General features: G+C 71.7%; 24 protein-coding genes. 11 read left to right on the top strand and 13 right to left on the bottom strand.

Features of this window, described 5'->3' with window-relative positions; genetic code table 11:
* Window positions 1-3: 3 nt before the first annotated feature.
* The 5 genes from ACO0M4_RS20580 to hemL form a co-directional block, all read right to left on the bottom strand.
* Window positions 4-768: a cytochrome c biogenesis CcdA family protein gene (locus tag ACO0M4_RS20580; protein WP_430372254.1), complete on the bottom strand. Its 765-nt coding sequence runs from the start codon at window positions 766-768 to the stop codon at window positions 4-6.
* Between the two features lie 4 nt (window positions 769-772).
* Window positions 773-1,387 (bottom strand): TlpA family protein disulfide reductase, encoded by a 615-nt coding sequence (locus ACO0M4_RS20575; protein ID WP_430372253.1) that lies wholly within the window; start codon window positions 1,385-1,387, stop codon window positions 773-775.
* Window positions 1,388-1,532: 145 nt separating this feature from the next.
* A complete protein-coding gene (locus tag ACO0M4_RS20570; RefSeq protein ID WP_430372252.1) occupies window positions 1,533-2,753 on the bottom strand; it encodes a hypothetical protein in 1,221 nt (406 codons plus the stop codon).
* Window positions 2,754-2,900: 147 nt separating this feature from the next.
* Window positions 2,901-3,596 carry a histidine phosphatase family protein gene (locus ACO0M4_RS20565; RefSeq protein ID WP_430373872.1) on the bottom strand — a complete coding sequence of 232 codons (696 nt, stop codon included), beginning with the start codon at window positions 3,594-3,596 and terminating at the stop codon, window positions 2,901-2,903.
* A gap of 35 nt (window positions 3,597-3,631) precedes the next feature.
* A complete protein-coding gene (gene hemL / locus ACO0M4_RS20560) occupies window positions 3,632-4,957 on the bottom strand; it encodes a glutamate-1-semialdehyde 2,1-aminomutase (RefSeq protein ID WP_430372251.1) in 1,326 nt (441 codons plus the stop codon).
* 317 nt (window positions 4,958-5,274) lie between these two features.
* Between hemL and ACO0M4_RS20555 the strand changes: the two genes are divergently transcribed.
* The gene (locus tag ACO0M4_RS20555; RefSeq protein WP_430372250.1) at window positions 5,275-5,868 is read left to right on the top strand and encodes a hypothetical protein; all 594 of its coding nucleotides are present in this window, start codon (window positions 5,275-5,277) and stop codon (window positions 5,866-5,868) included.
* Window positions 5,869-5,932: 64 nt separating this feature from the next.
* Here the strand turns inward: ACO0M4_RS20555 and ACO0M4_RS20550 are convergent, their stop codons facing one another.
* Together ACO0M4_RS20550 and ACO0M4_RS20545 are read right to left on the bottom strand one after the other, a co-directional pair.
* Window positions 5,933-6,667, bottom strand: a complete 735-nt coding sequence (locus ACO0M4_RS20550; RefSeq protein ID WP_430372249.1) for an SDR family NAD(P)-dependent oxidoreductase — start codon at window positions 6,665-6,667, stop codon at window positions 5,933-5,935.
* A 353-nt stretch (window positions 6,668-7,020) separates the two neighbouring features.
* Window positions 7,021-7,548: a cupin domain-containing protein gene (locus tag ACO0M4_RS20545; RefSeq protein WP_430372248.1), complete on the bottom strand. Its 528-nt coding sequence runs from the start codon at window positions 7,546-7,548 to the stop codon at window positions 7,021-7,023.
* Window positions 7,549-7,686: 138 nt separating this feature from the next.
* Between ACO0M4_RS20545 and ACO0M4_RS20540 the strand changes: the two genes are divergently transcribed.
* Window positions 7,687-8,109, top strand: a complete 423-nt coding sequence (locus ACO0M4_RS20540) for a MazG-like family protein (protein WP_430372247.1) — start codon at window positions 7,687-7,689, stop codon at window positions 8,107-8,109.
* A 172-nt stretch (window positions 8,110-8,281) separates the two neighbouring features.
* On the opposite strand, the gene ACO0M4_RS20535 is transcribed toward ACO0M4_RS20540, so the two are convergent.
* Window positions 8,282-8,893: a TetR family transcriptional regulator gene (locus tag ACO0M4_RS20535; RefSeq protein ID WP_430373871.1), complete on the bottom strand. Its 612-nt coding sequence runs from the start codon at window positions 8,891-8,893 to the stop codon at window positions 8,282-8,284.
* Between the two features lie 211 nt (window positions 8,894-9,104).
* On the opposite strand from ACO0M4_RS20535, the gene ACO0M4_RS20530 reads away from it, so the two are divergent.
* From ACO0M4_RS20530 to ACO0M4_RS20515, 4 genes are all read left to right on the top strand, one after another.
* The gene (locus tag ACO0M4_RS20530; protein WP_430372246.1) at window positions 9,105-10,871 is read left to right on the top strand and encodes an FAD-dependent oxidoreductase; all 1,767 of its coding nucleotides are present in this window, start codon (window positions 9,105-9,107) and stop codon (window positions 10,869-10,871) included.
* Between the two features lie 427 nt (window positions 10,872-11,298).
* Complete coding sequence (locus ACO0M4_RS20525) at window positions 11,299-11,634, top strand: YnfA family protein (RefSeq protein ID WP_430372244.1); 336 nt, start codon at window positions 11,299-11,301, stop codon at window positions 11,632-11,634.
* A 454-nt stretch (window positions 11,635-12,088) separates the two neighbouring features.
* Window positions 12,089-12,856 carry an SDR family NAD(P)-dependent oxidoreductase gene (locus ACO0M4_RS20520; protein ID WP_430372242.1) on the top strand — a complete coding sequence of 256 codons (768 nt, stop codon included), beginning with the start codon at window positions 12,089-12,091 and terminating at the stop codon, window positions 12,854-12,856.
* A 184-nt stretch (window positions 12,857-13,040) separates the two neighbouring features.
* On the top strand, window positions 13,041-13,982 hold the full coding sequence (locus ACO0M4_RS20515) for a DUF2306 domain-containing protein (RefSeq protein ID WP_430372241.1): 942 nt from the start codon (window positions 13,041-13,043) through the stop codon (window positions 13,980-13,982).
* Between the two features lie 96 nt (window positions 13,983-14,078).
* Here ACO0M4_RS20515 and ACO0M4_RS20510 read toward each other — a convergent pair whose 3' ends face one another.
* The gene (locus tag ACO0M4_RS20510; protein WP_430372239.1) at window positions 14,079-15,272 is read right to left on the bottom strand and encodes an RtcB family protein; all 1,194 of its coding nucleotides are present in this window, start codon (window positions 15,270-15,272) and stop codon (window positions 14,079-14,081) included.
* Window positions 15,273-15,434: 162 nt separating this feature from the next.
* Between ACO0M4_RS20510 and ACO0M4_RS20505 the strand changes: the two genes are divergently transcribed.
* The 3 genes from ACO0M4_RS20505 (at window position 15,435) to ACO0M4_RS20495 (ending at window position 18,744) form a co-directional block, all read left to right on the top strand.
* Window positions 15,435-16,352 (top strand): hypothetical protein, encoded by a 918-nt coding sequence (locus ACO0M4_RS20505; RefSeq protein ID WP_430372238.1) that lies wholly within the window; start codon window positions 15,435-15,437, stop codon window positions 16,350-16,352.
* 198 nt (window positions 16,353-16,550) lie between these two features.
* A complete protein-coding gene (locus tag ACO0M4_RS20500) occupies window positions 16,551-17,267 on the top strand; it encodes a DUF3558 family protein (RefSeq protein WP_430372236.1) in 717 nt (238 codons plus the stop codon).
* Window positions 17,268-17,367: 100 nt separating this feature from the next.
* Window positions 17,368-18,744, top strand: a complete 1,377-nt coding sequence (locus ACO0M4_RS20495; RefSeq protein ID WP_430372234.1) for a DUF2637 domain-containing protein — start codon at window positions 17,368-17,370, stop codon at window positions 18,742-18,744.
* Between the two features lie 45 nt (window positions 18,745-18,789).
* On the opposite strand, the gene ACO0M4_RS20490 is transcribed toward ACO0M4_RS20495, so the two are convergent.
* Window positions 18,790-18,996, bottom strand: a complete 207-nt coding sequence (locus tag ACO0M4_RS20490) for a hypothetical protein (protein WP_430372232.1) — start codon at window positions 18,994-18,996, stop codon at window positions 18,790-18,792.
* Window positions 18,997-19,094: 98 nt separating this feature from the next.
* On the bottom strand, window positions 19,095-20,822 hold the full coding sequence (lysS, locus tag ACO0M4_RS20485; protein ID WP_430372230.1) for a lysine--tRNA ligase: 1,728 nt from the start codon (window positions 20,820-20,822) through the stop codon (window positions 19,095-19,097).
* Window positions 20,823-21,042: 220 nt separating this feature from the next.
* Here lysS and argS point away from each other — a divergent pair, with 220 nt between their 5' ends.
* A complete protein-coding gene (gene argS / locus ACO0M4_RS20480; protein ID WP_430372228.1) occupies window positions 21,043-22,797 on the top strand; it encodes an arginine--tRNA ligase in 1,755 nt (584 codons plus the stop codon).
* Between the two features lie 69 nt (window positions 22,798-22,866).
* On the opposite strand, the gene ACO0M4_RS20475 is transcribed toward argS, so the two are convergent.
* Window positions 22,867-24,297, bottom strand: coding sequence for a helix-turn-helix domain-containing protein (locus ACO0M4_RS20475; protein WP_430372226.1), 1,431 nt, complete (start codon window positions 24,295-24,297; stop codon window positions 22,867-22,869).
* Window positions 24,298-24,522: 225 nt separating this feature from the next.
* Here ACO0M4_RS20475 and ACO0M4_RS20470 point away from each other — a divergent pair, with 225 nt between their 5' ends.
* Window positions 24,523-25,233 carry a DUF4232 domain-containing protein gene (locus ACO0M4_RS20470; protein WP_430372225.1) on the top strand — a complete coding sequence of 237 codons (711 nt, stop codon included), beginning with the start codon at window positions 24,523-24,525 and terminating at the stop codon, window positions 25,231-25,233.
* Window positions 25,234-25,327: 94 nt separating this feature from the next.
* Here ACO0M4_RS20470 and hemB read toward each other — a convergent pair whose 3' ends face one another.
* Window positions 25,328-26,320: a porphobilinogen synthase gene (gene hemB / locus ACO0M4_RS20465; RefSeq protein ID WP_430372224.1), complete on the bottom strand. Its 993-nt coding sequence runs from the start codon at window positions 26,318-26,320 to the stop codon at window positions 25,328-25,330.
* Between the last annotated feature and the right edge of the window lie 8 nt (window positions 26,321-26,328).

Here is a 26,328-nt window from a genome sequence, read left to right as displayed (position 1 = left end):
CAATCAGATCCCAACGGTGATGCTTTGCGTCCAGCTCTGTAGCTGGGACATCAGGATGTCCCAGACGCCTGTGAGGAGGAGGACGCCGAGGGCGATCATCATGCCGCCGCCGGCCCTCATCACCCAGACGTAGTGCCGCTTGACCCAGCCGAAGGCGCCCAGCACCCGGCGGAAGGCGAGTGCCACCGCGATGAACGGCAGGCCCAGGCCCAGGCAGTACGCCACGGTGAGCAGCGCGCCGCGGCCGGCGCTGGCGTCGTAGAAGGAGAGGGTGTTGACGGCGGTGAGGGTGGGGCCGAGGCAGGGCGTCCAGCCGACGCCGAAGAGCACGCCGAGGACCGGCGCGCCGGCCAGCCCCATCGCGGGCTTCCGATGGAACCGCAGCTCGCGCTGACCGAACCGCTTCAGGACGCCGGCGAAGGCCAGCCCGAGCAGGATCATCAGCACGCCCAGGACGCGCGAGATGACGTCCTTGTAGTCCTGGAGGGTCTTGCCGAAGAAGCCGAAGAGGGCGCCGCCGGAGACGAAGACGGCGGTGAAGCCGAGGACGAAGAGCAGGGCACCGGCCAGCATCCGGCCGCGCCGGGCCTCGGCGAGGTCGGTGCCGGTGACCCCGGTGACGTACGACATGTAGCCCGGGACGAGGGGCAGGACGCAGGGCGAGAAGAAGGAAACCAGGCCGGCGAAGAGGGCGACCGGGATGGCCGCGATCAGGGCGCCGGTGAGGACGGTCTGGTTCTCCGCGGCGTTGGCGGCGAGCGCGATCACGCGATCACTTCTCGGCGATCAGCGGGTCGACCATCTTGCGCAGGTCGTCCTCGGCGAGCGGGCCGATCGAGCGCGCGGCGATCCGGCCGTGCCGGTCGATGGCGATCGTGGACGGGATCGACTGCGGGTTGAGACTGCCCTTGGGGAAGCGCAGCATCAGCTTGCCGGTCGGGTCGTACAGGCTCGGGTAGGGCACCTTGTGCTGTTCCTCGAACTCGGTGGCCTGCGACTTCTCGGCGTCGCGGGTGTTGATCCCGATGAACTGGACGCCCTTGTCCTTGTCCTCGTTCGCGACCTTGGCGAAGTTGGGGGCCTCGGCGATGCAGGGGCCGCACCACGACCCCCACACGTTGATGATGACGACCTTGCCCTTGTAGTCGGCCACGTCCAGCTTCTTGCCGGTGGTGGTCTCTCCGGACAGGTCGGGCGCCGGCTGCCGCTCGTCGGCCTTGACGGTGTCGACGCCGTTCTTGCCCTGGACGAACCGGGTCTGCGCCGAGCCGCCGGAGGCACCGTCGCCGCAGGCGCTCAGCGTCAGCGAGGCGACCGCCGCTCCCGCGGCGAACAGGGCGAGACGGCGGCGGCTGGTGAGGCGGCGGGGGGCCCGGCTTTCACTCATGTGAAAAGTTTCGCATGGGCCATTTGCGGATCTTCCGCGCCCCCCTCGCCCCGCCGCGCCTCGCACGAAGGGGCATGTCAGACCCTACGGAACGACAGCTTCCGGCGCGTCACCCGGGTCCGGCCCCCTGGGGAACGCCGGGCGGTCAGACCTCGGAGAGGTACGTCTTCCAGCCGCCGGCCGGCCGCTGCCCGACGGTCATCCGCTGGAGCTTGCGGACGATGCGGGGGTCCTGGGCGTCGAGCCAATCGGTGAACTGCCGGAAGGAGACCAGCCGGACGTCCTTGTTGCGTTCGTTGGCGATGTGCTTGAACGCTTCCTCGACGGCGTCCATGTAGATGCCGCCGTTCCACTGCTCGAAGTGGTTGCCGATGAAGAACGGCGCGCGGTTGGTCTCGTAGGCCCGGCGGAATCCGGAGATGTAGGCGTCGGCGGCCTGCCGGCGCCAGCCCGGGTAGTTGGCCGGCGGCGCCTTGGTGGAGTTCTTGGACTGGTTGGCCAGGATGTTGTAGTCCATCGAGAGCACCTCGAAGGAGTGGCCGGGGAAAGGTATCTGCTGGAGCGGGTAGTCCCAGATCCCCTGCTTCTTGCGGGGCCACATCTGGAGGCCGCCGGGCGAGCTCGCGTCGTAACGCCAGCCCAGTTGGCGGGCGGTGGGCAGCAGGTTCTCCTGGCCGAGCAGGCAGGGCGTCCGGCCGCCGACCAGTTCCTTGCCGTAGTCGAAGGGCAGCGGTTCGGCGTCGGTGAATCCGGTGTGCGTCCGCCACTTCGTGACGAAGCCCATGGCCTGGTCTATCTCGGACTGCCACTGGGCGGGCGTCCAGTGCTTCACGCTGCCCCGGCCGGAGCAGAAGTGGCCGTTGAAGTGGGTGCCTATCTCGTGGCCGTCGAGCCACGCCTGGCGCACGTTGCTCAGGGTCTCCCGTATGTGCCCGTCGCTGAGGTAGCCGATGTCGGAGGCGCCGGGCCGGTTGTTCGGCGGGAGGTAGAGGCGCTTCTTCTCCTCGGGCAGCAGATACAGCCCGGAGAGGAAGAAGGTCATGGCCGCGCCGTGGTCCTCGGCGAGCTTGCGGAACCGGGGGAAGAGGCCGTTGCCGACCTCTCCCGCCCCGTCCCACGAGAAGATCACGAACTGCGGCGGGGTCTGCCCCGGCTCCAGCCGCTCGGGCGCGCCGGGCTGGTGGGGCTGCTTCCCGTAGTTGGCGGTCGAGCCGTCGCCTATGAGCTTGGGGCGGGCCGGCGCCGCGTTCTTGACCCGCTGCCCCTCCCCGCCGTCCTGCCCCGAGGCGGAGCACCCGGCGACGCCCAGAGCCGCGGCGGCCCCTACTCCCATCCCCAGCAGGCCCCGCCGACTGATCGCGCCCATTGCGTCGTTCCCCATCCGTGCTCGACGAACTCGATATCCATATAAACGGACATCGTTGTAGAGGGCATGTCGGACGGTGAGGTTCCGCGTTATTCGCTCAAACTTTGCAAATCAGGCGAATTTGACATTCCGCCACGTGACGGCTTATCAAGCCCCGAAAGCCTTGGACTTCCCCTTGGTGGGTTTGGCGCCGGCCAGCAGGTGTGAGGGAACCAGGTCGCGCGCCGGCTCGCTGTACCCGACCGAGATGATCTCGTCGCCGTGGAAGGTGAACGAGGTCAGCGAGGCCAAGGTGCACTGCCGCTTCCGCGGGTCGTGCCACAGCCGCCGCCGCTCGGCGAAGCTGCGCACGATCCAGATCGGCAGCTGGTGACTGACCGCCACCGCCTCGTGCCCGCGGGCCGCGTCCCGGGCCGCGCCGAGCGCCGCCATCATCCGGACGACCTGCTCGATGTACGGCTCGCCCCACGAGGGCCGGAACGGATTGGTCAGGTACTTCCAGTTGCCCGGCTTCTTCAGCGCACCGTCGCCCACTCCGAAGGTCTTGCCCTCGAAGACGTTGGCCGCCTCGATCAACCGCGGGTCGGTGGCGATCTCCAGACCGTGCGCCCCGGCGATCGGCGCCGCGGTCTCCTGCGCGCGCTCCAGCGGCGAGGCCACCACATGCGTGACGTCCCGCTCCGCGAGGTGCTCGGCGACCCGGTCGGCCATCTTCCGACCCAGGTCGGAGAGGTGGTAGCCGGGCCGGCGCCCGTAGAGCACGCCCTCGGGGTTGTGGACCTCGCCGTGCCGCATCAGATGCACGACGGTGATCTCGTCACCGCTCTTCTCGCCGCTGCTCATGTCGTCCGCCTTCCGGTCCGTCCCGCTCGTGCCGGTCATGCGGTGGCCTCGGCGGCGGCCCGGGCGGCGGCCGGCAGCGCGGCGGCGATCCGCTCGACGGCCGCGGCGTCGTGCGTGGTCGAGACGAACCAGGACTCGAACGCGGACGGCGGGAGGTAGACGCCCTGCGCCAGCATCGAGTGGAAGAAGGCGGTGAAGCGGAACGACTCCTGCGCCTTGGCCTTCTCGTAGTCCGTCACCTCGGCGTCCGTGAAGAACACCGAGAACATGTTCCCGGCGACCTGGAGCCGGTGCGCCACGCCCTCCTTGGCCAGCGCCGCGGTGACCAGCCCACGGATCTCCGCGGAGACCGCGTCGACCTTCTCGTACGCGGCGTCGTCCAGCAGCCGCAGCTGCGCGACACCGGCGGCGGTGGCGATCGGGTTCCCGGAGAGCGTGCCCGCCTGGTAGACCGGCCCGGCCGGGGCGAGGTGCGCCATGACGTCCGCCCGCCCGCCGAAGGCCGCGGCCGGGAAGCCGCCGCCCATGACCTTGCCGAAGGTCATCAGGTCCGGGCGGACCCCGTCGATGCCGTACCAGCCGGCCTTGCTGACCCGGAAGCCGGTCATGACCTCGTCGGAGATGTACAGCGCGCCGTTTTCGGAACAGAGGTCCGCAAGCCCCTGGTTGAAGCCCGGCAGCGGCGGGACGACGCCCATGTTGCCCGGCGACGCCTCGGTGATCACACAGGCGATCTCGCCCTCGTGCGCGGCGAACGCGGCGCGGACGGCCGCCAGGTCGTTGTACGGCAGCACGATCGTGTCGCCGGCCTGCGCACCGGTCACCCCGGGGGTGTCCGGCAGCCCGAACGTCGCGACACCCGAACCGGCCGCGGCCAGCAGCGCGTCCACGTGCCCGTGGTAGCAACCGGCGAACTTGATCACCTTGGCCCGGCCGGTGAAGCCGCGCGCCAGCCGGATCGCCGACATCGTCGCCTCGGTGCCGCTGGAGACCAGCCGCACCTGCTCGACCGGCGCGATCCGCGCCACGATCTCCTCGGCCAGCTCGACCTCGCCCGCACCGGGCGTCCCGAAGGACGTCCCGTGGGCGACCGCCTCCTGGACCGCGGCGATCACCTCGGGGTGCGAGTGGCCGAGGATCATCGGCCCCCACGAGCACACCAGGTCGACGTATTCGCGGCCATCGGCATCAGTGAGGTACGGACCGGTACCAGACACCATGAACCGGGGCGTACCGCCCACGGCCCGGAACGCCCGCACCGGGGAATTCACGCCGCCCGGCGTCACCACGGACGCACGGTCGAACAGCGACTGCGAAACAGGGGCTTCATACGGAAAAGACACTGTGATCCTGACCTGCATATACGGGGGAGGAGGGCGGCGGCGCGCGGACACGGCCCGGCTGACTGCGGTACGGGAATCACCTCGCGGACCACACGGCCCGCCACGCGATTCCGCTTCATTCCCTCTTGGTTTCTTTTTCGTTCCTCTCGCTCGCGACCGAGCCTCAGCCCCCGCGCGTCTGCAAAACTGGGGCGTCGTACGAGTAAGTCACGCAAGCAATGGTCTCAGAGGCGCACGGGGGCGTGCGGCCGGGCGTTTCACGCGCCGGTGACGGGGGAGTCTCTGAGACGATGATCGGGTTGCGCGGCTGGGGCTGCGAGTGGTCGGGTGGAGATATGCATCGCGGTGGCGAACTGGGCGAGGGAACCGATGACCGGGGTCCCGAGCGCGCCCAGCGCGGCCGTCACCGGCGCGAGGGCTCCGAGAACATCAGGGACGACCGGCACAAAAGCGCCGAGAGCATTACGGGCGGGGAAAACAGGGGCGGCCGCATGGGGGTGACGTACAAATACTTCGGCGCGCCCAATGGCGCCACGGCTGCCCGGGTCCCGATCTCGATGCGCCCCGAGGAACTCGGCGGTGACGAACTCGGTATGGGCGGCATGTTCACCAAGATCAAGCCGGAGACGATGGCCGCCATGGTCCTCACCGGTATAGAGGGCATACCGCTGCACAAGGTTCCCCCGCTGGAGCTGGTCGTGCTCCACCCCGACTACGCCGTCGTCAAGCTCCCCATGACCGTGGTCGACCCGCTGCGCGGCGTCGGCGAGGAGTCCGTCGGCGCGGCCGCCTTCATCTGGTCCACCGTCCCCGACCGGGGCGGCCCGCAGGACGCCTTCAGCGTCTACCAGCTTCTCCACGAGTGGCAGGACTTCTCGCACCGCCTCCATGAGGCGGGACACCAGGCGTACTGCCTGGTGTGGCCGTAAGGAGCCGGATCGTCCCGGCCCGGGCGGGGCACCGCCCGGGCCGACGCCGCGCCGTCGGGCCGGCTCACCAGGTGGGACGGGCCGAGACGCCGCCGTCCACGACGAGGTCCTGGCCGGTGATCCAGGAGGCCATCGGCGAGGCGAGGAAAACACAGGCATCGCCGATGTCCTCGGGCCGCCCCAACCGCCCGGTGGGCGCGGCCCGTTGCCAGCGGCGCACCCCCTCCGGCCAGTCCTCCGCCAGTCCGGGCCGCTCGACCAGCCCCGGTGAGACGCTGTTGACGCGGATCCCGTACGGCCCGTACTCCAGCGCCGCCGCCCGGGCGTGCATCACCACCGCCGCCTTGGCCGCGCAGTAGTGGGCGTGCCCCGGCGCTGGGCGGTCCGCCTCGATCGAGGCGATGTGGGTCACCGATCCGCCGCCGCTCGCGCGCAGCACCGGCACCGCGGCCTGGGTGCAGGCGAAGACGCTGTGCACGTTGGGATCGGCGACGGCACGCCAGTCGGCGAGCGACATCCCGGCCAGCTCCTGGGTGGGCTGCACCCCCGCGTTGTTGACCAGCGCGGTCAGCCGCCCCCGCCATCCGGCGGCCGCCGCCACCAGCCGGTGGCACTCCTCCTCCACCCCCAGCTCGGCGCGCAGCGCGAGCGCGCTCCCGCCGCCCCGCTCGATCTCCCCGACCAGCGCCCGCGCGGCCTCACCGCCCGCCCGGTAGTGCACCACCACCGCCGCCCCGGCAGCGGCGAACCGCAACGCGATCCCCCGCCCGATCCCACCCGACGCCCCGGTGACCAGCACGACGTGCCCGCTGAGGTCGGGGAGGGAGGAGGCGGCGGAGGGGCTGGATGGGCTGGAGTGAGAGGGGGGAGCGGGGTGGGTGGGGTGGGCTGGGGTGGTGTCCGCTGCGCGGCTGGTGGGGGTGGTGTGCGTTGGCTTCGTTGGGTGCTCGGGTGGTTCCGTTGGTTCCGTTGGTTCCGTTGGCTTCGTTGGTTCCGTTGGCTTCGTTGGCTTCGTTGGCTCCGTTGGGCGCTCGGGTGGCTCGGGTGGCTTCGTTGGGCGCTCGGGGTGGCCGAATCGGCCCTGCCGGCCGGCCAGTTCGGGAGTACCCACCGCCCGTACGCCGTTCGGCTCATGAGGGGTCCGCACCACTGTCATGCCCGGCTCAGCGCCCCGATCCGCACTGCTTCCCGGGGAAACCGCGCGGCCAGCCGCCCGGCGTCCCCGTGCTCGTAGTCCGCGAAGGTGAAGCCGGGCGCCATCGTGCAGCCGAAGAGCGTCCAGGAGCCGCCGGCGGCGACCTCGGCGGCCATCCAGGTGCCGGCCGGAACGGTGAACTGCACGTGCTGGCCCCCCAGTACGTCCGGGCCGAGGACGACCGTACGGGCGGGGCCGGCGCCGCCCGTACGGTCGTCCTCGGACAGCAGGAGCAGGGTGAGCGGGTCGCCCCGGTAGAAGTGCCAGATCTCGTCGGTCGGCAGCCGGTGCAGCGCGGAGAAGACGCCGGGCTCGGCGGTCAGCAGCATCACGATCGCCGATCCCTCGGGCCGGCCGTCCGAGCGCTCCGGGCCGGCCCAGGTCCGCCGGTACCAGCCGCCCTCCCGGGGCAGCCGGGTCAACCCGTAGAACGCGATCAGCTCCTGCGGGAACCGGTCCCGCGGCATCGCCGGGTGCTCATCCATCCGTCTGGCCGCCTTCCGCTCGTCCGCCGCGCCGATGCGGTGGTCGCCGGTCTGCCGGGCATCGCCTCTTGGCCGGTTGCCGCCTCACCCTAGGGGCGAAGGGGGCACGGGCCGCGGAACAAGCGGCAGAATCGGGCCATGTCTGATCCCGTCGTCGCCTCCTCGGATCGCACTCCGAACGCCAACTCCCCTTCGCTTGCCGGCCCTTCTGCCGCCGCCCCCACTGGCGCGGCCCCCTGGGACACCATCGATGCGCTCGTCGGGTGGCTCGACCGGGAGAGCGTGTTGCCGAAGGAGCAGGAACGGTTGCTACGCGTCCTGAAGCTCTCGGAGGAGGTGGGCGAGGTGGCCCAGGCCGTCATCGGGGCCACCGGGCAGAACCCCCGCAAGGGGCACAGCCACACCTGGGACGACGTGCACGCCGAACTGTGCGATGTGATCGTGACGGCGATGGTGGCCCTGCGGACGCTGACACCGGAGGCGCGGCAGGTCTTCGACGGGCACCTGCGGCGGATCGCGGGGCGGGGACCGGGGGCGGGGACGGGTAACGGGGGCGGGTAGCGGGGCGGCCGCGACTCCGGTCTGAGGCGCCGGCGGCGTTACCAGCCGGCGCGTTACCGGCCTGCGCGTTGCCGGCGGGCGCGTTGCCGGCGGGCGCGTCAGCGATGCCCGCGCTCTCGCCCGGCGCGGTCGTCCGGTCCCCGTCCTTCGGCCCTTACGGTCACTACGGCCGCTACGGTCGTTCCGCCGTCAGATAGCGCTGGACGGTGGGGGCCAGCCAGGCGACGAGTTCGTCGTGGCTGAGGTCGACGGCGGGTGCGACGCGCAGGACGTAGCGGCACAGCGCCATGCCCAGGATCTGCGACGCAACCAGGGTGGCGCGGGCCGGCACCTCCTCCGGCACCGCGCAGACCGCGTCGAGCATCGGCCGCACCTGCGCGGCGAAGACCTGCCGTATGCGCTCCGCGCCCGCCTCATTGGTGACGCCGACGCGCATCATCCCGGTCAGCGTCTCGTCGCTCTCCCAGAGTTCGAGAAAGTGGCGCACGAGCCGGGCGCCCCGCTCCTCGGGCGGCACCTGCGTCAGGTCCGGGGCGCGCAGGTCGATCTCCGAGGCCGCCGCGAAGAGGCCCTCCTTGTTGCCGTAGTAGCGCATCACCATCGACGGGTCGATGCCCGCGTCCCGTGCGATGGCGCGGATGGTGGCGCGCTCGTAGCCCTCGGCGGCGAAGCGGTCCCGGGCGGCGTCGAGGATCGCGGCGCGGGTGGCGTCGGAGCGGCGGGGGCGGGGGTGGGCGCCGGCGTCGGGGGCCTCGGCGGCGACGGGCGGCGGACCGGCGTCGATCTCGGGGCTGACCGCCGGGGCGGGGCCACCGGAACGAGCGCCGCTACGGCCCTCGGTACGGCCCTTGGTACGGGCGCCGGAGGAGGTGGCGGAGGGATCACTTTCGACCATGTCAACAACTGTAGGCCAACGAGCGTTGACACGCGAGTTGCGAGCGTCGTACGCTTGCCAACAAGCGTTGACCAACATGCGTTGGCAGGAGGCGGCAGCCATGGATGCCCTGAACCACAAGCCAGGGGACACCAGCAACGACATCGACAGCAGCACGGCCGTCCGGCCGCCTGCCGGCGCCGCTCTCGGCGCCGGTGCCAGCGCCGAGAGGGGCGCTGCGCCGCAGACCGGTATTGCCTCACGGACCGGCACTGCCGCACAGGCCGGCGTGGGCAAGACCGACACCGGCAGAGCACCCGAGAGCGCCGGCGCCACGTCCGCCGGCCAGGACGCGGACGTGATCGTCGTCGGCGCCGGCCCGACCGGGCTGCTGCTCGCCGGGGATCTCGCCGAGGCCGGTCTCGCCGTCACGCTCCTGGAGCGCCGCGACGGCACGACCAGCAATCTCAGCCGGGCACTCGCCGTGCACGCCCGTTCGCTGGAGCAGTTGGACGCCCGCGGGCTCGCCGACGAGTTGGTCGCCGGAGGCCACCGGCTCCCCGGCCTCCAGGTGTTCGGGGACGCGGCGCTCTCCGCGGCCCGACTCCGCACCCGCTTCCCCTTCGTCCTGATAACGCCGCAGTACGAGGTCGAGCGGCTGCTGGCGCGGCGCGCGAGGCAGGCCGGCGTCACCTTCCGGTACGGGTCCGAGGTGCTGAGGCTCGCCCAGGACGCGGACGGCGTGACGGTGCACTTCCGGGCGGCCGAAGGCGCGGCTGAGGATGCGGGCGAGGGCGCGGCCGAGGGTGTCGGGGGCCTGCGCGCCGCCTATGTGGTCGGCGCCGATGGCGCCCGCAGTTTCGTCCGTGAGGCGGTCGGCCTGCCCTTCCCCGGCAGGGCGGTGGTCCGTTCCGTGGTCCTCGCCGATGTCCGGCTGGCCCAGGCGCCCGACTCCCCCTTCGCGCTCCGCGCCACCCGCGACGCCTTCGCGCTGATCGCCTCGTTCGGTGACGGCTGGTACCGCGCCATCGGCTGGAACCGCCATGTGCAGGCCCCCGATGACGCACCCGCCGATCTCGACGAGGTGCGCGAGGTCACCCGGCTCGCCTTCGGCACCGACTTCGGCATGCACGACGCCCGCTGGATCTCGCGCTTCCGCAGCGACGAGCGGCAGGCCCCCGCCTACCGCGTCGGCCGGGTCCTCCTCGCCGGTGACGCCGCGCACGTCCACTCCCCGGCCGGCGGCCAGGGGATGAACATCGGCCTCCAGGACGCGGCCAACCTCAGCTGGAAGCTGGCGGCCGTGGTGCGGGGCCACTCCCCCGACACCCTGCTGGACAGCTACCAGGACGAGCGGCACCCGGTCGGCGAAGCGGTGCTGCGCAGCAGCGGCGCGATGGTCCGGCTCGCTCTGGTCCACTCAGCGGCGGGCCGGGCGCTGCGCGGTCTCGGCGTGCGGCTCCTGCTGAGCCTGCGGCCGCTGTCCCGGCGGGCGATCGGCGGCGTCTCGGGTATCGACTTCGCCTATCCGGCCGGGCCCGGTGCCCATCGGCTGGCCGGCCGGCGCGCCCCCGACCTCCGCCTCTCCGGCGGCGGACGGCTCTATGACGCCCTGCGGCAGGGCAAGTTCGTCGTGATCACCCCTGAGGGCGAGTTGCCGAAGGACACACCCCTGGCACCCGCGCCCGGCCGGGTCGCCACCGCCTCCTGGGCGAGCGGACGCCGGACGGCCCTCCTGGTACGCCCCGACGGCTATATCGCCTGGGCCACCGATGCCACCGCCCCCGCCGAGCGCGCCGCTGCACTCCGCACCGCCCTCGACCACTGGACCGGCACCACCCTCGTCCCCACCGCCGAACGGCCCCTGCGCTCCTCCGCACAGATATGAACCGCCGGGCGGCCTGGCACCGGTAGGTCGAATCCTCGCGCGGCCGCCGAAACACCACGCCCCGAATCGCCGCGCACCGCGCACCGCGCGCCGAAGCGTCCCGCCCCGAATCGCCGCGCGCCGAATCGCCGCGCGCCGAATCGCCGTGCGCCGAGCCGCCAGGCATCGAAGCGCCAGGCTCCGAGAGACACCGGGCGTAGAGACACCGGGCACCAAGGCGCTGGAGCACCGGCGGCGGGGCCGCTGGCGGCAAGGCCGCTGGTAGCAGGGCCGCTGGCGGCAAGGGCGCTGGTAGCAGGGCCGCTGGCCGCGGGGCACCGATGCGCTGAGGGCCAGCGCATCGGCGTGATCGGCACTGCCCACGGCAGGCCGGCCGGGTGAGGCCCCGTCCTCGCCCGGCCCGGCTCGGCTCCTTACGCTGGGCGGCATGCTCATCGCCCGTTCCGCAGCCCTGTTCGTCGTCGCCGCACTCTTCGAGATCGGCGGCGCCTGGCTGGTGTGGCAAGGGGTGCGGGAGCACCGGGGCTGGGCATGGATCGGCGCCGGGGTGATCGCCCTGGGCGTGTACGGCTTCGTGGCCACGCTCCAGTCGGACGCCCATTTCGGCCGGATCCTCGCCGCGTACGGCGGGGTGTTCGTCGCCGGGTCGCTGCTTTGGGGCATGGTCGCGGACGGCTACCGTCCCGACCGATGGGACGTGATCGGCGCACTGGTCTGCCTGGTCGGCATGGCCGTGATCATGTACGCACCCCGCGGCCACTGAACCCGGTCGGCCGCAGGCCACGCCCAGGCCGGGACCTCACGATCGACCGACCCTCCGGCTGCCAAACCCCCCGCTCCCCCCTGCATATCCTGACCACGCACCCATCACCCGCACCACAACTCACAACCGCACCACCGCTCACGTAACAGACCACCGCTCATGCGGCAGACCACCGCTCACGAACCAGAGCACGTTTCACGAGCCAGAGCGCAATCCACGAGCCAGACCACGGTTCACGGACCGCACCGCCACACACTCACCACCCCGCACCCCGCACCTCACAAGCCGCACCACCACTCACGACCGCACCACAGCTCACGAGCTACTCCACCACCCATGAAGCGCACCACAGTTCACAAACCACATCGCGGTCCACGAGTTACACCTGCACCATGGCTCACGAGCCGCACCACGGCTCACTGTCCGCACACGCACCGCGTATAGGGAGAGCAGCATGACCGCCGACACCCCCGGCGTCCGTACCGCCGTCGTCACCGGAGCGAGCAGCGGCATCGGCGCCGCGACCGCACGGGCCCTGGCCGCCGCCGGCTACCGCGTCGTGCTCACCGCCCGCCGCAAGGACCGCATCGAAGCACTCGCCGCCGAGCTGCCGCACGCCGAGGCGTACGCGCTCGACGTCACCGACCGCGCCGCGGTCGACGCGTTCGCGCGCTCCCTCGACCGCTTCCCCTCCGTCGACGTCCTGGTCAACAACGCCGGCGGCGCGGTCGGCGCGGAGCCGGTGGCCACCGGTGATCCGGCCGACTGGCGCGCGATGTACGAGGTCAACGTGCTCGGCGTGCTCCACATGACCCAGGCGGTGCTGCCCGCGCTGACCGCATCCGGCGACGGCACCGTCGTCGTCCTCTCCTCCACCGCCGGCCACGGGACGTACGAGGGCGGCGGAGGGTACGTCGCCGCCAAGCACGGCGCCCATGTCATCGCCGAGACGCTCCGCCTGGAGCTGTGCGGCGAGCCGGTACGGGTCATCGAGGTGGCCCCGGGGATGGTCAAGACCGAGGAGTTCGCGACCACCCGGTTCCGCGGCGACGCCGGCAAGGCCGCCAAGGTCTACCAAGGCGTGGACGCACCGCTCACCGCGGAGGACGTCGCCGACACCATCGCCTGGGCGGTCACCCGACCCCCGCACGTCAACATCGACCTGCTCGTCGTCCGCCCCCGGGCGCAGGCGTCCAACACCAAGGTGCACCGCAGTAGTTGAGAGGTCAACGAGCGGCGGGCCGGTCACAACGGCCGGCCCGCCCGCCCACGTGCCGGCCCGCCGCCCACATGCCCGGACGCCCCCACCTCCGGATGACCACCCCCGCGACAGGGGGCTTACGTACACCCCCTACTGGGTGTGCGGGCCCCGTGTCCCGGTCTCCGCACGCCACGACAGTGGACGCATGCCAACCACCCCGAGGCCCACGTCCGCACCCCCGACCGTCCCCGCAACCACACCCGAGCCCGTACCCACGCCCGCACCAGCACCCGCGCTCATACCCACCCCCACACCCACACCCGCACCCACCCCCACACCCGTTGGTGCACCGCGTCGACGCCCCCGTACCGCCCTGTGGCTGGTCCCGCTCGCCGCGGTATCGCTGCTCATCACGGCGCAGGCGGTCAGCCCCTACCTCCCGCCCGATCTGCACACCAGCCGCGTCCCGCCGCGCAGCGAACTGCACTACGCGCTGCTGGTGGCGCACATCTTCACCGCCGCCGTCGCCGTGGTGACCGGCCTCGCCCAGTGCTGGCCCTGGCTGCGCCGCCGGCATCCCGCCGTCCACCGGTGGACCGGCCGGGTGTACTTGTTCGGCGGGGTCTTCCCGTCCGCCCTGATCGGCATCCCGGTCGTCTGCTTCGTCCCCCTGGGGCTGAGCAACCAACTGTCCCTAGGGGTGCTCGACGCGCTGTGGATCGTCACCGGTGTCGCCGGCTACCGCGCCGCACTCCCCCAAGCGCGCACGAACGGGGGACACCCCCATCGTCGCTACGCCGACCACCGCGTGTGGATGATCCGCAATGTCGCGCTGACCCTGGTCGCGCTCACCTCGCGGCTGATCCAACCCGTGGTCGAGCACCTCGTGGCGGCCCAACTCGCCGACCCGGTCTCGTACGCGGGCGACCCGCTCGCGGCCAGCCACGACATCGCCAGCACCTCGTCGTGGTGCGCGCTGCTCCTGAACCTGATCGCCGCCGAGTACCTGATCCAACGTCGGCGACCGGCCCGCCGCCGCCCCACGGGAAGCGGCAGACAGACGGGCCACAGCGACCAAGAGGGCCGCGCCCAGCGAACGCGAGGCGTCCAACGGACGCGAGGCGCCCAGCAGCCGGAGAGTGCCTAGCCCCACTCCCTCCGACGTCCCCCCACGCCGTCCCGACGCACCCCCACCCCGGTCCGACGTGCGCCCGCCCCGGTCGCCCCGGTCGCCCCGGCCCCCTCACCCCTTCACGCACACCACCTGCTTGAGCTTGGCGACGACCTCCACCAGGTCCCGCTGCTGCTCCATGACCTTCTCGATCGGCTTGTACGCGCCGGGGATCTCGTCGACGACCCCGGAGTCCTTGCGGCACTCCACGCCCCGCGTCTGCTCCTCCAGATCGCGCGTGGAGAAGCGCTTCTTCGCGGCGTTCCGGCTCATCTTGCGGCCGGCGCCGTGCGAGGCGGAGTTGAAGGACGCCGGGTTCCCCAGCCCACGGACGATGTACGAGCCGGTGCCCATCGAGCCGGGGATGATCCCGTACTCACCACTGCCGGCCCGGATGGCGCCCTTACGGGTCACCAGCAGGTCCATGCCCTCGTAGGTCTCCTCCGCCACGTAGTTGTGGTGGCAGGAGATCACCGGCTCGAAGACCGGCCGGGCCTTGCGGAACTCCTTGCGGACGACGTCCTGGAACAGGGCCATCATCACGTCACGGTTGTGCCGGGCGTACTCCTGCGCCCAGAAGAGGTCGTTGCGGTACGCCGCCATCTGCGGGGTGTCCGCGATGAAGACGGCGAGGTCGCGGTCGACCAGCCCCTGGTTGTGCGACAGCTTCTGGGCCTGCCCGATGTGGTAGTCGGCCAGCTCCTTGCCGATGTTGCGGGAGCCGGAGTGCAGCATCAGCCAGACCGCGCCGGTCTCGTCGAGGCAGAACTCGATGAAGTGGTTACCGGACCCCAGCGAACCCATCTGCTTGGCGGCCCGCTCGTGCCGGAACCTGACCGCCTCGGCCACCCCATCGAAGCGCGCCCAGAAGTCGTCCCAGCCGGTGGCGCGGAATCCGTGCATCCGGCGCGGGTCGACCGGGTCCTCGTGCATGCCCCGGCCCACCGGAATCGCCTGCTCGATCTGGGAGCGCAGCCGGGACAGGTCCCCGGGCAGGTCGTTGGCGGTGAGCGAGGTCTTGACCGCGCTCATTCCACAGCCGATGTCCACGCCGACGGCGGCCGGGCAGACCGCACCGCGCATCGCGATGACCGAACCGACGGTGGCCCCCTTGCCGAAATGCACGTCCGGCATCACAGCCAACCCCTTGATCCACGGAAGCGTGGCGACATTGCGCAGCTGCTGCATCGCGACGCCCTCGACCGTGGCCGGGTCGGTCCACATCCGGATCGGCACCTGGGCGCCGGGCACTTCGGTGTACGACATACCTGTCTCTTTCCCCCGGAAAATTGAAAAACGCAAAAGCCGGACAATACGCCTGATCTTGGACAGCGAACCGGCGTTCACGGCGAAACGTGCGGTAGACATTGTGTCCACCGGCCGCCACTCGGCGGCAACCGCATTTCCGCAGGGAAGGAGCCGCGAACGATGCCGCGCAAATCGTTCGTACCCGGTGCCGCACTGCTGGTCACCGCGGCCCTCGCCGCCGGCCTGACCGGCTGCTCCGGCGGTTCCGCCACGGGCACCAGCGGCGGCGAGGGCAAGGACGGCGACACCACCGCCGCCAGCCAGTCCGCCCAGCCCGGGCGCTACCAGACCCTGCCGGAAGCCTGCGGCCTCCCGGCACGCAGCACCCTCCGCGACATGCTGCCCGGCGACGGCCAGCCACTGTCGCCGGCGGACGCGCAGAAGATCTACGGCGGCCGGGCCGACATCACCTACGACACCGACCGCCGGGTCGGCTGCCAGTGGACGCGGGAAACCACCGCGGGGACCCGCCACCTCACGCTCGACATCCAGCGCGTGGTCTCGTACAGCACCGCGGTCAGCGACGACGACCGGGCGCAGGAGCTCTACCTCACCAAGGAACGGGCCGCCAAGATCCCGTCTGCCGGCTCCGGCACCCCCTCGACCCCGGCCAGCCCGACGGACACGGCCAAGGACCAGCAGAAGCCGACGGACGGCGCCACGAGCACGGGCGACGGCAAGGACGGCGCCGCAGGCGGGAAGAAGACGGACGGCGCCACCGCCGCGTCCACCCCGCCGGCCACCGCGTCCCCGACCCCCTCCGACCCCGCGAGCGACTCCGCGCCCGGCCCCGGCGGCCCGCTCGCCCCGCGCATCCTGGACGGCCTCGGCGACACGGCCTTCCTCAACGACCAGCTGATCACCGCGGACTCCGGTGTGCACCGTGACATCACTGTGGTCTTTCGCACGTCGAACGTCATCGTGACGATCACCTACGACCAGTGGTCCACGGACAAGACGCAGCTGCCGGAAAGCCAGGAACTGCAGGACAAGGCCCGTTCCCTGGCCGGCGAACTGGCCGACAGCCTCAGCGAATAACCCCATACGGGTCGATCACCCGAACGAGGATTTCGCCCGAGAATCGCCCGATTCGCCCCACCGCTCAATTGTTATGAATCGGCCAACCGCCTCGCTCCGCCGCGTACCGTGCCCTAGGGCCCGCCCCGACCCCGGGCCGGGCCGACACGCTCGACAAGGGTCCGCACCGACTCGACGACGACGAACAGCGAAGGAACCATGCACCGATCAGCCAAGCGACTCGCCAGCCTCCTCACCTGCGCAGCAGTGCCGGTGCTGCTCGTCGCCGGGTGCTCCGGCTCGGACGGCAAGAGCTCCGGTGACAGCACTCCCTCCGGCTCGTCCAGCGCCACCACTAGCAGCCCGTCGCCGACCGTCGCCGCCGCGAAGTTCAAGAAGCTGCCGAACGCCTGCGAGGCGTTCTCCAAGGACAGCCTCAACAAGCTGCTGCCCAAGGTGAAGGACGCGGCCGGCACCCAGGGCAAGTCCACCGACACCGCCGCCCGCGGCGCCTGCTCCTGGAGCAGCTCGGACGACAAGGGCGTCGACGGCACTCAGTTCCGCTGGCTGGACGTCGCCTTCCAGCGCTACGACTCCGACCCGACCGTCGGCTCGGGCGAGAAGCGCGCCACGGACTTCTTCACCCAGCAGGTCAACGACGCCAAGGGCACCAAGGGCGCCAAGAAGGTCGCCGCCGTGCCGACCGCGGGCACCGGTGACGCGGCCACCGCCATCACCTACGACATCGCCAAGGACGGCAACGACTTCAAGAACACGACGATCGTGGCGCGCACCGCCAACATCGTCGTCACCATCAACTACAACGGCGCGGGCATGGCCGGCGCCGACACCCCCAACGGCAACGACCTCCTCAAGGCCGCCCAGGCCGCCGCCAAGGAAGCCATCACCGCCGCGACCAAGGCCAACAAGGTCTGACCGCCCGGGGGCCCTCCCCGACCTGGCCCTCCCCGGCCCGGCAGGAACAGGTGTGCAACGCTATGCGCGCCGATTCGCCGAGTCCGGGGAGGGACCGCGGGTGTCCGCGACACAGACCGCGCAGTTGACCCGTACGCACCGCATCCTGATCGGGGTGGTGATCGCCGGCGCGATCCTGATCGCGGCGATCGGCTTCACCGGCTCCTACGCCGCGGTCCGCGCCCTGGCCGAGAAGAAGGGCTTCGGCGCCTTCGCGGCGGTCTTCCCGATCGGCATCGACGCCGGCATCGTGGTCCTGCTCGCCCTGGACCTGCTGCTCACCTGGACCCGCATCCCGTTCCCGCTGCTGCGCCAGACCGCCTGGCTGCTGACCGCCGCGACCATCGCCTTCAACGGGGCCGCCGCCTGGCCCGACGCGCTGGGCGTGGGGATGCACGCGGTCATCCCGGTGCTGTTCGTCGTCGCCGTGGAGGCCGCCCGGCACGCCGTCGGCCGGATCGCCGACCTCACCGCCGACAAGCACATGGAGGGCGTCCGGCTCGCCCGCTGGCTGCTCGCCTTCCCCTCCACCTTCCGGTTGTGGCGCCGGATGAAGCTGTGGGAACTGCGCTCCTACGACCAGGTCATCCAGCTGGAACAGGACCGCCTCATCTACCAGGCGCGGCTCCGGGCCCGCTACGGACGGGCCTGGCGCCGCCGCGCCCCCGTCGAATCGCTGATGCCGCTGCGGCTGGCCCGGTACGGCGTCCCGCTGGCAAAGACCGCACCGGCCGGGCTGGCCGCGGCCGGGATCGCCCTGTCAGCGGACGGCCCCCTCTCCCTCGCCCACCCGGGACCGGAGGCCCTGCCGGCCGCCACACCCGACCGGCAGGAGCCCAAGTCGGAGACGGGGCCCAAGTCGGCGTCGGCGTCGGCGTCGGCGTCGGCGTCGGCGTCGGCGTCGGCGTCGGCGTCGGAAACGGAGACGGCAACGGAATCGGCGACAGCCACGGATTCCGCCCCCGCACACCCGGACACCCCCCGGCCGCACCCGCACCCGCACCCGCACCCGATAGCGGAAACCCCTGCCCCCGCCCCCCAGTTGACCGCCCCCGTACCGAACCCCCCGAACGAGCCCGAACTCCCCGCCCCCACCCCCCAGTTGACTGTCCCGGTCAGCCCGGGGCGTAGTCGCCCCCTGGGCACTGCGGGCGCCGCGCTCCCCGACGACGTACCGGACGACGGCCCCGGCGACCTCTCCGCCGGGAGCCCCGCCGACGACGCGCCCCGGGACGAGAAGTACTTCGCCGCGTTCCGCACGTACGTGGCGGAGAAGAACGCCTTCCCCGACTCCCGCCAATTCGGCCGCTACCTACTGGAGTTCTACGGGTACCAGGGCCGCGACGGCGGCCCGCTCAGCGAGAGCTATCTGCGCGGCTTCATCCGCGAGTTCCGCGCCCGCTTCCGCATGGAGGTGGAGGCGGAACACATCCCGTAAGGCGCGAGCCCGGCGACCGGTGAACGGGCGGGCCCCGCGCCCCCGTTACGCGGTCTCCCCCTCGCCCTTCCGCTTGCGGTCCCACTCCCCCCACGCCATCAGCGCCGCGCCCGCGGCGAAGACCCCGGCGTAGGCGGGCCATTGCAGGTCGACCAAGTGCCGGAGCACGCCCCAGGGGGCGTCGAAGAAGAGCAGCCCGAAGAGGCCCAGCGCACCCTGGAGCATGGCGATAAAACCGATGATTCCCCTCATCCGGCCATCGTGACGGGTTCGGCCCCGGGAACCCTCGTCCCCGGGGCCGAACCCGTTCTCGTTCTCAGGCAGGAGGAGACCCCACCGGCCTCCGCCCGTCAGCCGGCCAGCAGCTTGCGGACCCGGTCCGCGCCCACCGCGAGCAGCAGCGTGGGCAGCCGGGGGCCGGTGTCCCGGCCGACCAGGAGGTTGTAGAGCAGCGCGAAGAAGGAGCGCTGGGCCACCTTCAGCTCCGGGGTCGGCTTGGCCTCCGGGTCCAGGCCCGCCTGGACCTTCGGGACGCCGTAGACCAGCGTGGTCAGGCCGTCCAACGACCAGTGGTCGTCCAGGCCGTCGAGCAGCAGCCGCAGCGCGCCCCGGGACTGGTCGTCCAGGGAGGCCAGCAGCTCCGCGTCGGGCTCGGCGCGGACGACGGTGCGCTGGTCGGCGGGGACCTGGGTGCTGATCCAGTGCTCGGCCTTGTCGAGCCGCGGCCGGGTCTCGTCCAGGGAGGTGACCGGGTTCTCCGGGTCGAGCTCGCTCAGGATGCGCAGGGTCTGCTCGTCGTGGCCCGCGGTGATGTCCACGACGGAGGCCAGCGTGCGGTACGGCAGCGGGCGCGGCGTCCGCGGGAGTTCGCCGGCTGCGGTGCCGATGGCCCGGGTGTACGCCGCGGCGTCCGCGGGCTGCGCGGTGCCGTCCGCGACCTTGGCCGCGAGCTTGTCCCACTCGTCGTAGAGCCGCTGGATCTCCTGGTCGAAGGCGATCTTGAAGGACTGGTTGGGCTTGCGGCGGGCGTACAGCCAGCGCAGCAGCGGCGCCTCCATGATCTTCAGCGCGTCGCCCGGAGTGGGCACCCCGCCCTTGGACGAGGACATCTTCGCCATGCCGCTGATGCCGACGAAGGCGTACATCGGGCCGATCGGCTGGTCGGCGCCGAACACCTCGCGGACGATCTGGCCGCCGACGACGAACGACGAGCCGGGCGAGGAGTGGTCCACGCCGGACGGCTCGAAGACCACGCCCTCGTAGGCCCAGCGCATCGGCCAGTCGACCTTCCAGACCAGCTTGCCGTGGTCGAACTCGCGCAGCGCCACGGTCTCGGAGTGGCCGCAGGCGACGCACTCGTAGGCCATCTCCGTGGTCGCGTCGTCATAGGCGATGACCTTGGTGAAGTCCTTGTTGCAGACCGTGCAGTACGGCTTGTACGGGAAGTAGCCCGCGCCACCGGCGCTGCCGTCGTCCTCGGAAGCCGCACCGGACCCCTCGGCCGCCTCCAGCTCCGCGTCATCCACCGGCTTCTGCTGCTGCTTCTTCGGCTTACCGGTGGCCTTGTCCTTGGTGCGGTAGCGGCCCAGGACGGCGTCGATCTGGCCGCGGTGCTTCATCGCGTGCAGGACCTGCTCGCGGTAGGCGCCGGAGGTGTACTGGGCGGTCTGGCTGACGCCCCGGTACTCGATGCCCAGCTCCGCCAGGGACTCCTCCATGGCCGCCTTGAAGTGCTCGGCCCAGGTGGCGTACGCGCTGCCGGGCGGGGCGGGCACGGCCGTCAGCGGCTTGCCGATGTGCTCCTCCCAGGACGGGTCGATACCGGCCGGGACCTTGCGGTACCGGTCGTAGTCGTCCCAGCTCAGGACGTGCTCGCAGGCGATGCCGCGGCGGCGGATCTCGTCGGCGACCAGGTGCGGGGTCATCACCTCGCGGAGGTTGCCGAGGTGGATCGGGCCGGACGGGCTCAGGCCCGAGGCGACGACGACAGGTTTGCCGGGGGCGCGGCGCTCCGCCTCGGCAATGACCTCGTCCGCGAACCTGGAGACCCAGTCGGTCTCGGTGCTCTGCTGAGCCACGATCGGCCCTCTCTCTTGCTGGTGTCCCGGTGCTTTTACGAAGCGCCCTGTCGCGCCCTCCGGTGCCGCGCTCCGTCACCCGCGGCACGGGCGGAACGGTCCGGACGGACAAAAGCCTGACGGAGCTCATTCTCCCAGACGCCCGCCGCACAGAAATTCAGTGGTAGGGCCGTGGGATACTCAGGGCAAACCCTTTCCACCCCAACGGAACGGCAGTTCAATGGCCTCGGTCACCTCCCTCGCAGCTACGGTCAACCAGCGCGTCGCGGACGCCCTCTCGGCAGCCCTGCCGGAGGCCGGCGCCGCGGACCCGCTGCTGCGACGTAGCGACCGGGCCGATTTCCAGGCCAACGGCCTGCTCGCGCTGGCCAAGAAGCTCAAGGGCAACCCGCGGGAGCTGGCCGACAAGGTCGTCGAGACGCTCGGCACCGACGACGTCCTCGCCGACGTCGAGGTCTCCGGCCCCGGCTTCCTCAACATCACCGTCGCCGACCGGGCGATCCTCGCCACGCTCGCCGCACGCGCCGCCGACGACCGCCTGGGCGTGCCGTACGCGGCCACGACCGGTACGACGGTCGTCGACTACGCGCAGCCCAACGTCGCCAAGGAGATGCACGTCGGCCACCTGCGGTCCGCGGTGATCGGCGACGCCCTGCGCAACATGCTGGACTTCACCGGCGAGAAGACGATCGGCCGCCACCACATCGGCGACTGGGGCACGCAGTTCGGCATGCTCATCCAGTACCTGATCGAGAACCCGGACCAGCTGGCCCCGGCGGCCGACGTGGACGGCGAACAGGCCATGTCGAACCTGAACCGGGTCTACAAGGCGTCGCGGGCGATCTTCGACACCGACGAGGAGTTCAAGGAGCGGGCCCGCAAGCGGGTCGTCGCCCTCCAGTCCGGCGACGCCGAGACCCTCGACCTGTGGCAGCGGTTCGTGGACGAGTCGAAGGTCTACTTCTACTCGGTCTTCGAGAAGCTCGACATGGAGATCCGCGACGAGGAGATCGTCGGCGAGTCGGCGTACAACGACATGATGGCCGAGACGGCCCGGATGCTGGAGGAGTCGGGTGTCGCCGTCCGCTCCGAGGGCGCGCTCGTCGTCTTCTTCGACGAGATCAAGGGCAAGGACGACAAGCCGGTCCCGCTGATCGTGCAGAAGGCGGACGGCGGTTTCGGGTACGCCGCGAGTGACCTGTCGGCGATCCGCAACCGCGTCTTCGACCTGAAGGCGACGACGCTGCTGTACGTCGTGGACGTCCGCCAGTCGCTGCACTTCCGGATGGTCTTCGAGACGGCCCGCCGGGCCGGCTGGCTGAACGACCAGGTCAAGGCCCACAACATGGGCTACGGCACGGTGCTCGGCGCCGACGGCAAGCCGTTCAAGACGCGGGCCGGCGAGACGGTGCGCCTGGAGGACCTGCTCGACGAGGCGGTGCAGCGCGCCGCCGAGGTGGTGCGCGAGAAGGCCCAGGACCTCACCGAGGACGAGATCCAGGAGCGGGCCGCGCAGGTCGGCATCGGCGCGGTGAAGTACGCGGACCTCTCGACGTCGCCGAGCCGGGACTACAAGTTCGACCTGGACCAGATGGTGTCGCTCAACGGCGACACCAGCGTGTACCTCCAGTACGCGTACGCCCGGATCCAGTCGATCCTGCGCAAGGCCGGCGAGACCGGGCCGGTCGCCCACCCGGAGCTCGAACTCGCCCCGGCGGAGCGGGCGTTGGGCCTGCACCTGGACGCGTTCGGCGGCACCGTCGCCGAGGCCGCGGCGGAGTACGCCCCGCACAAGCTGGCCGCGTACCTCTACCAGCTGGCGTCGCTGTACACGACCTTCTACGACCAGTGCCCGGTCCTGAAGGCGGACACCCCGCAGCAGGTGGAGAACCGCCTCTTCCTGTGCGACCTGACCGCCCGCACCCTGCACAAGGGCATGGCGCTGCTGGGGATCCGCACCCCCGAGCGGCTGTAGGACGGACCCCGCCCAGCGACGACCGAGCCCCCGTACCGCACCCGGAGTGCGGTACGGGGGCTCGGTCGTTCACCCGCCGTCCGACACCTCGTACTCGGCCCCGTTCGGCTCGCGCCGGATCCGCACCCACCGCTTCTTGTCGAGGGAGTACCCGTACTGCGGCCGGCCCCCGTCGCCGCTGGTGCGGAACGGATTCCCGGTGTCGTCGATGCGCACCGTCCCGTGCCGCCCGCCGCTGGACCACTCCAGCTCCAAGTACCAGCGCACGTAGTGGTCCTTGGCGGTCGCGTCGATGTAGAAGGTCTCGGGGTCGCTCGCGCTCACCGTGTAGGGAAAGTCGTCCTTCTTCCCCGCCTCGGAGACCAGGCGGGGCATCCCGGCGTCGAGGTTCAGGGCGAAGGAGTGCTTGGGCACGTTGCCGCCGCAACCGACGCCGACGTACCCCATCGCGTAGTCGTTCCAGGAGAGCGGCACGTCAGTACCGGCGACGCGGGCATGCAGGGACTCCAGGACGACGGTGCCCCCGCCCGCGCCCTGGACGGTCAGCCGCACGGTCTGCGTGCCCGCGGACACCGCCCCGCGCGCGGACACCCAGCCGGGGGCGTCCTGCTCGTTGGGCGGTGGCGCGATGCGGTCCGGGGTCTGGTCGACGAGGTAGGGGTGGCCGCAGGGGCTGCCCCAGTACTGCGGCTGGGTGGACACCGTCAGCGGGGCGCCGCCGTCCTGACTCGGGCCGCCGGACGGCAGGGGGCTGCCGTCGCCCTCGACGCCCTCACCCGTGCCGCGCTCCCCCGTGTTGCCCGTGTCGCCCTTGTTGCTGCCGTTGCTGCCGTTGCCGTCGTTGCCCTTCTGGTGCGTGGCGCCCGAGGACGGGCCCGGTCCACCGTTCCCCGGCGTCCTCGGTACCGGCCGCTCGGCCCCGCCCGGCGACGCCCCCGCGGCCGTCCTCCCGACACGTTCTCCCGGCGCCGGGAACCCGCCCCGGACGGCGAGGGCGGTGGCCCCCAGTACGAGGACGACGCCGACACCGGCCAGCGCGGCGAGCCGCCGCGTACGGGATGTGCGCGAGAGGGATGCGGACCCGACCGCCGGCACTAAGGCATTCGACGCAACGGGCGCCTCCGATTCCGAATCCGAATCTGGCTCCAACTCCAACTCCGGCCCCGGCTCCGGCTCTGGCTCCGACCGGGGCTCGCCCACCGGTCCCGCCCCCGCCGCCGTCCGCGACTCCATCCGCGGCTCCGCTTCCGCCCGCTGCCGCCCCCGTGCCGCGTCCGCCACGATCCACCGCCGGTGGACCTCCACCAGCTCCTCCGGAGTCGCCCGGCACAGCCGCGCCAAGCGCTCGACCGGTGCGAACTCCGTCGGCACGGCGGTCCCGTTCACATACCGGTGCAGCGTCGACGTACTCACGTGCAACCGCTTGGCGAGCGCCGCATAGCTCAGCCCCGACCGCGCCTTCAGTTCCCCCAGCAATGCGGGAAGATCCCCCGCCCCCACGTGCCCCTCCATTCCACCCCGCCCTTCCAAGCCGCGCCCGTTCTCCCAGATCAGAGTCGGTACGAACGTTCCAGCGTCCCCACCTCCCGGGCCGCGCTGGCCACTGGAACGGAACCGGGCACAAGCTGAGGACATCCCAGCACGCCGCTCCCCGCAACGGGTCGAATGGCGCGCGTCTCCCCGGTCACACGGGCCAACCAGCCACCCGGACAGAGAGATTCAGCCATGCGCACCCCCGGCCTCTACCACCCCCGTACCCGCCTGCTCGCCACCGCGGCGGTCGCGCTCGCCGCGCTCTCACTCGCCGCGTGCGGCAACCGCGACGGATCGGGCGTCCGCATCGAGGGCACCGCCGGGCCGTACCCCGCACCGCCCGCCCCGGCGCCGGCGCCGAAGCCCCACAGCGGCACCACCGCCGCCCCCACGGCCTCCGTCAGGAAAGGCGCCACGGCTTCCGCCCCCCACGTCCCCTGCACCGCCACCACCACCAAGGTGACCGTCCAGAAGGTGAACCGCCCGCGCAACCACCTGCTCCTCACCGCCACCAACACCGGCACCCGGCCCTGTTACGCGTACAGCGCCCCCTACCTCCGCTTCGACGAGGCCCAGGCCGCCACCACCGTGCTCCGCGACAGCGTGCCGCAGGCCGTCGTCACCCTGGAACCGGGCCAGAGCGCCGACGCGGCCATCGGCACGGAGTCTCCCCAGGGCACCCACGGGCACCAAGCCCACGCGCTCGGCGTCCTGTTCGCCAATCGCGCGATGAACGGCGGCGCGGGCGGCTGGGCCCACCCGAAGCTGCCGGCGGGCGGCGTGTACGTGGACAGTTCGGCGTTCGTCACCTACTGGCAGCCGAACCCGGCCGACGCCCTGGTCTGGACCCGACGGCCCGGACGACGCGCAGCGGGACCACCACGGGCCGCGGAGCCGCCATGACGAAGCCCCGGGTGCCGCGATCCGATCGTGGCACCCGGGGCCCTTCGCTGCGCGTCCGCCAGGTCCTGTCCGACCCTGATCCACCGGACAGGCCCTAGCCCAGCTTCCGCGCGACCTCCGTCGCCCAGTAGGTGAGGATCATCTGGGCGCCGGCCCGCTTGATCCCCGTGAGGGTCTCCAGGATCGCCTTGTCGCGGTCGATCCAGCCCTTCTCGGCGGCCGCCTCGACCATCGCGTACTCACCGGAGATCTGGTACGCCGCGACCGGCACGTCCACCTCGTCCGCGATCTTCGCCAGGACGTCCAGGTAGGGCAGCGCCGGCTTGACCATCACCATGTCGGCGCCCTCCTGAAGGTCCAGCGCCAGCTCGCGCAGCGACTCGCGGAGGTTGGCCGGGTCCTGCTGGTAGGTCTTGCGGTCGCCCCTCAGCGACGAGCCCACCGCCTCGCGGAACGGCCCGTAGAACGCCGACGTGTACTTCGCGGTGTAGGCCAGGATCGAGATGCCCTCGTGGCCGGTCTGGTCCAGCGCGTCCCGGATGACGCCGACCTGACCGTCCATCATGCCGCTGGGGCCCACCACATGGACGCCCGCGTCGGCCTGGACCTGCGCCATCTCGGCGTACCGGTCCAGCGTCGCGTCGTTGTCGACCCGCCCTTCGGCGTCCAGCACCCCGCAGTGGCCGTGGTCGGTGTACTCGTCCAGGCACAGGTCCGACATGATCACCAGGTCGTCACCGACCTCGGCCCGCACGTCCCGGATGGCGAGCTGGAGGATGCCGTCCGGGTCGGTGCCCGCCGTACCGGCCGCGTCCTTCTTCGCGTCCTCCGGCACACCGAACAGCATGATTCCGGCGACCCCGGCCTCGACCGCCTCGACGGCCGCCTTGCGCAGCGTGTCGCGGGTGTGCTGGACGACGCCCGGCATCGCGGCGAGGGGCACCGGCTCGGAGATGCCCTCCCGCACGAACGCCGGCAGGATGAGGTCGGCCGGATGCAGGCGGTACTCCGCGACCATCCGCCGCATGGCGGGGGTGGTGCGCAGCCGCCGCGGCCGCGCCCCCGGGAAGCTTCCGTACTTCGTCATACCGCCCA

The sequence above is a fragment of the Streptomyces sp. RGM 3693 genome (genome assembly GCF_050471125.1).
Classification (GTDB): Bacteria; Actinomycetota; Actinomycetes; order Streptomycetales; family Streptomycetaceae; genus Streptomyces.
This window is presented reverse-complemented; position numbering and strand designations above follow the sequence as displayed.

What these genes read in the sequence shown, in the direction of transcription:
- ACO0M4_RS20575 (WP_430372253.1), bottom strand. Translation starts at nt 1,387, where the DNA reads ATGAGTGAAAGCCGGGCCCCCCGCCGCCTCACCAGCCGCCGCCGTCTC.
- ACO0M4_RS20570 (WP_430372252.1), bottom strand. Translation starts at nt 2,753, where the DNA reads ATGGGCGCGATCAGTCGGCGGGGCCTGCTGGGGATGGGAGTAGGGGCC.
- ACO0M4_RS20565 (WP_430373872.1), bottom strand. Translation starts at nt 3,596, where the DNA reads ATGAGCAGCGGCGAGAAGAGCGGTGACGAGATCACCGTCGTGCATCTG.
- hemL (WP_430372251.1), bottom strand. Translation starts at nt 4,957, where the DNA reads ATGCAGGTCAGGATCACAGTGTCTTTTCCGTATGAAGCCCCTGTTTCG.
- ACO0M4_RS20555 (WP_430372250.1), top strand. Translation starts at nt 5,275, where the DNA reads ATGCATCGCGGTGGCGAACTGGGCGAGGGAACCGATGACCGGGGTCCC.
- ACO0M4_RS20545 (WP_430372248.1), bottom strand. Translation starts at nt 7,548, where the DNA reads ATGGATGAGCACCCGGCGATGCCGCGGGACCGGTTCCCGCAGGAGCTG.
- ACO0M4_RS20540 (WP_430372247.1), top strand. Translation starts at nt 7,687, where the DNA reads ATGTCTGATCCCGTCGTCGCCTCCTCGGATCGCACTCCGAACGCCAAC.
- ACO0M4_RS20530 (WP_430372246.1), top strand. Translation starts at nt 9,105, where the DNA reads ATGGATGCCCTGAACCACAAGCCAGGGGACACCAGCAACGACATCGAC.
- ACO0M4_RS20525 (WP_430372244.1), top strand. Translation starts at nt 11,299, where the DNA reads ATGCTCATCGCCCGTTCCGCAGCCCTGTTCGTCGTCGCCGCACTCTTC.
- ACO0M4_RS20520 (WP_430372242.1), top strand. Translation starts at nt 12,089, where the DNA reads ATGACCGCCGACACCCCCGGCGTCCGTACCGCCGTCGTCACCGGAGCG.
- ACO0M4_RS20515 (WP_430372241.1), top strand. Translation starts at nt 13,041, where the DNA reads ATGCCAACCACCCCGAGGCCCACGTCCGCACCCCCGACCGTCCCCGCA.
- ACO0M4_RS20510 (WP_430372239.1), bottom strand. Translation starts at nt 15,272, where the DNA reads ATGTCGTACACCGAAGTGCCCGGCGCCCAGGTGCCGATCCGGATGTGG.
- ACO0M4_RS20505 (WP_430372238.1), top strand. Translation starts at nt 15,435, where the DNA reads ATGCCGCGCAAATCGTTCGTACCCGGTGCCGCACTGCTGGTCACCGCG.
- ACO0M4_RS20500 (WP_430372236.1), top strand. Translation starts at nt 16,551, where the DNA reads ATGCACCGATCAGCCAAGCGACTCGCCAGCCTCCTCACCTGCGCAGCA.
- ACO0M4_RS20490 (WP_430372232.1), bottom strand. Translation starts at nt 18,996, where the DNA reads ATGAGGGGAATCATCGGTTTTATCGCCATGCTCCAGGGTGCGCTGGGC.
- argS (WP_430372228.1), top strand. Translation starts at nt 21,043, where the DNA reads ATGGCCTCGGTCACCTCCCTCGCAGCTACGGTCAACCAGCGCGTCGCG.
- ACO0M4_RS20470 (WP_430372225.1), top strand. Translation starts at nt 24,523, where the DNA reads ATGCGCACCCCCGGCCTCTACCACCCCCGTACCCGCCTGCTCGCCACC.
- hemB (WP_430372224.1), bottom strand. Translation starts at nt 26,320, where the DNA reads ATGACGAAGTACGGAAGCTTCCCGGGGGCGCGGCCGCGGCGGCTGCGC.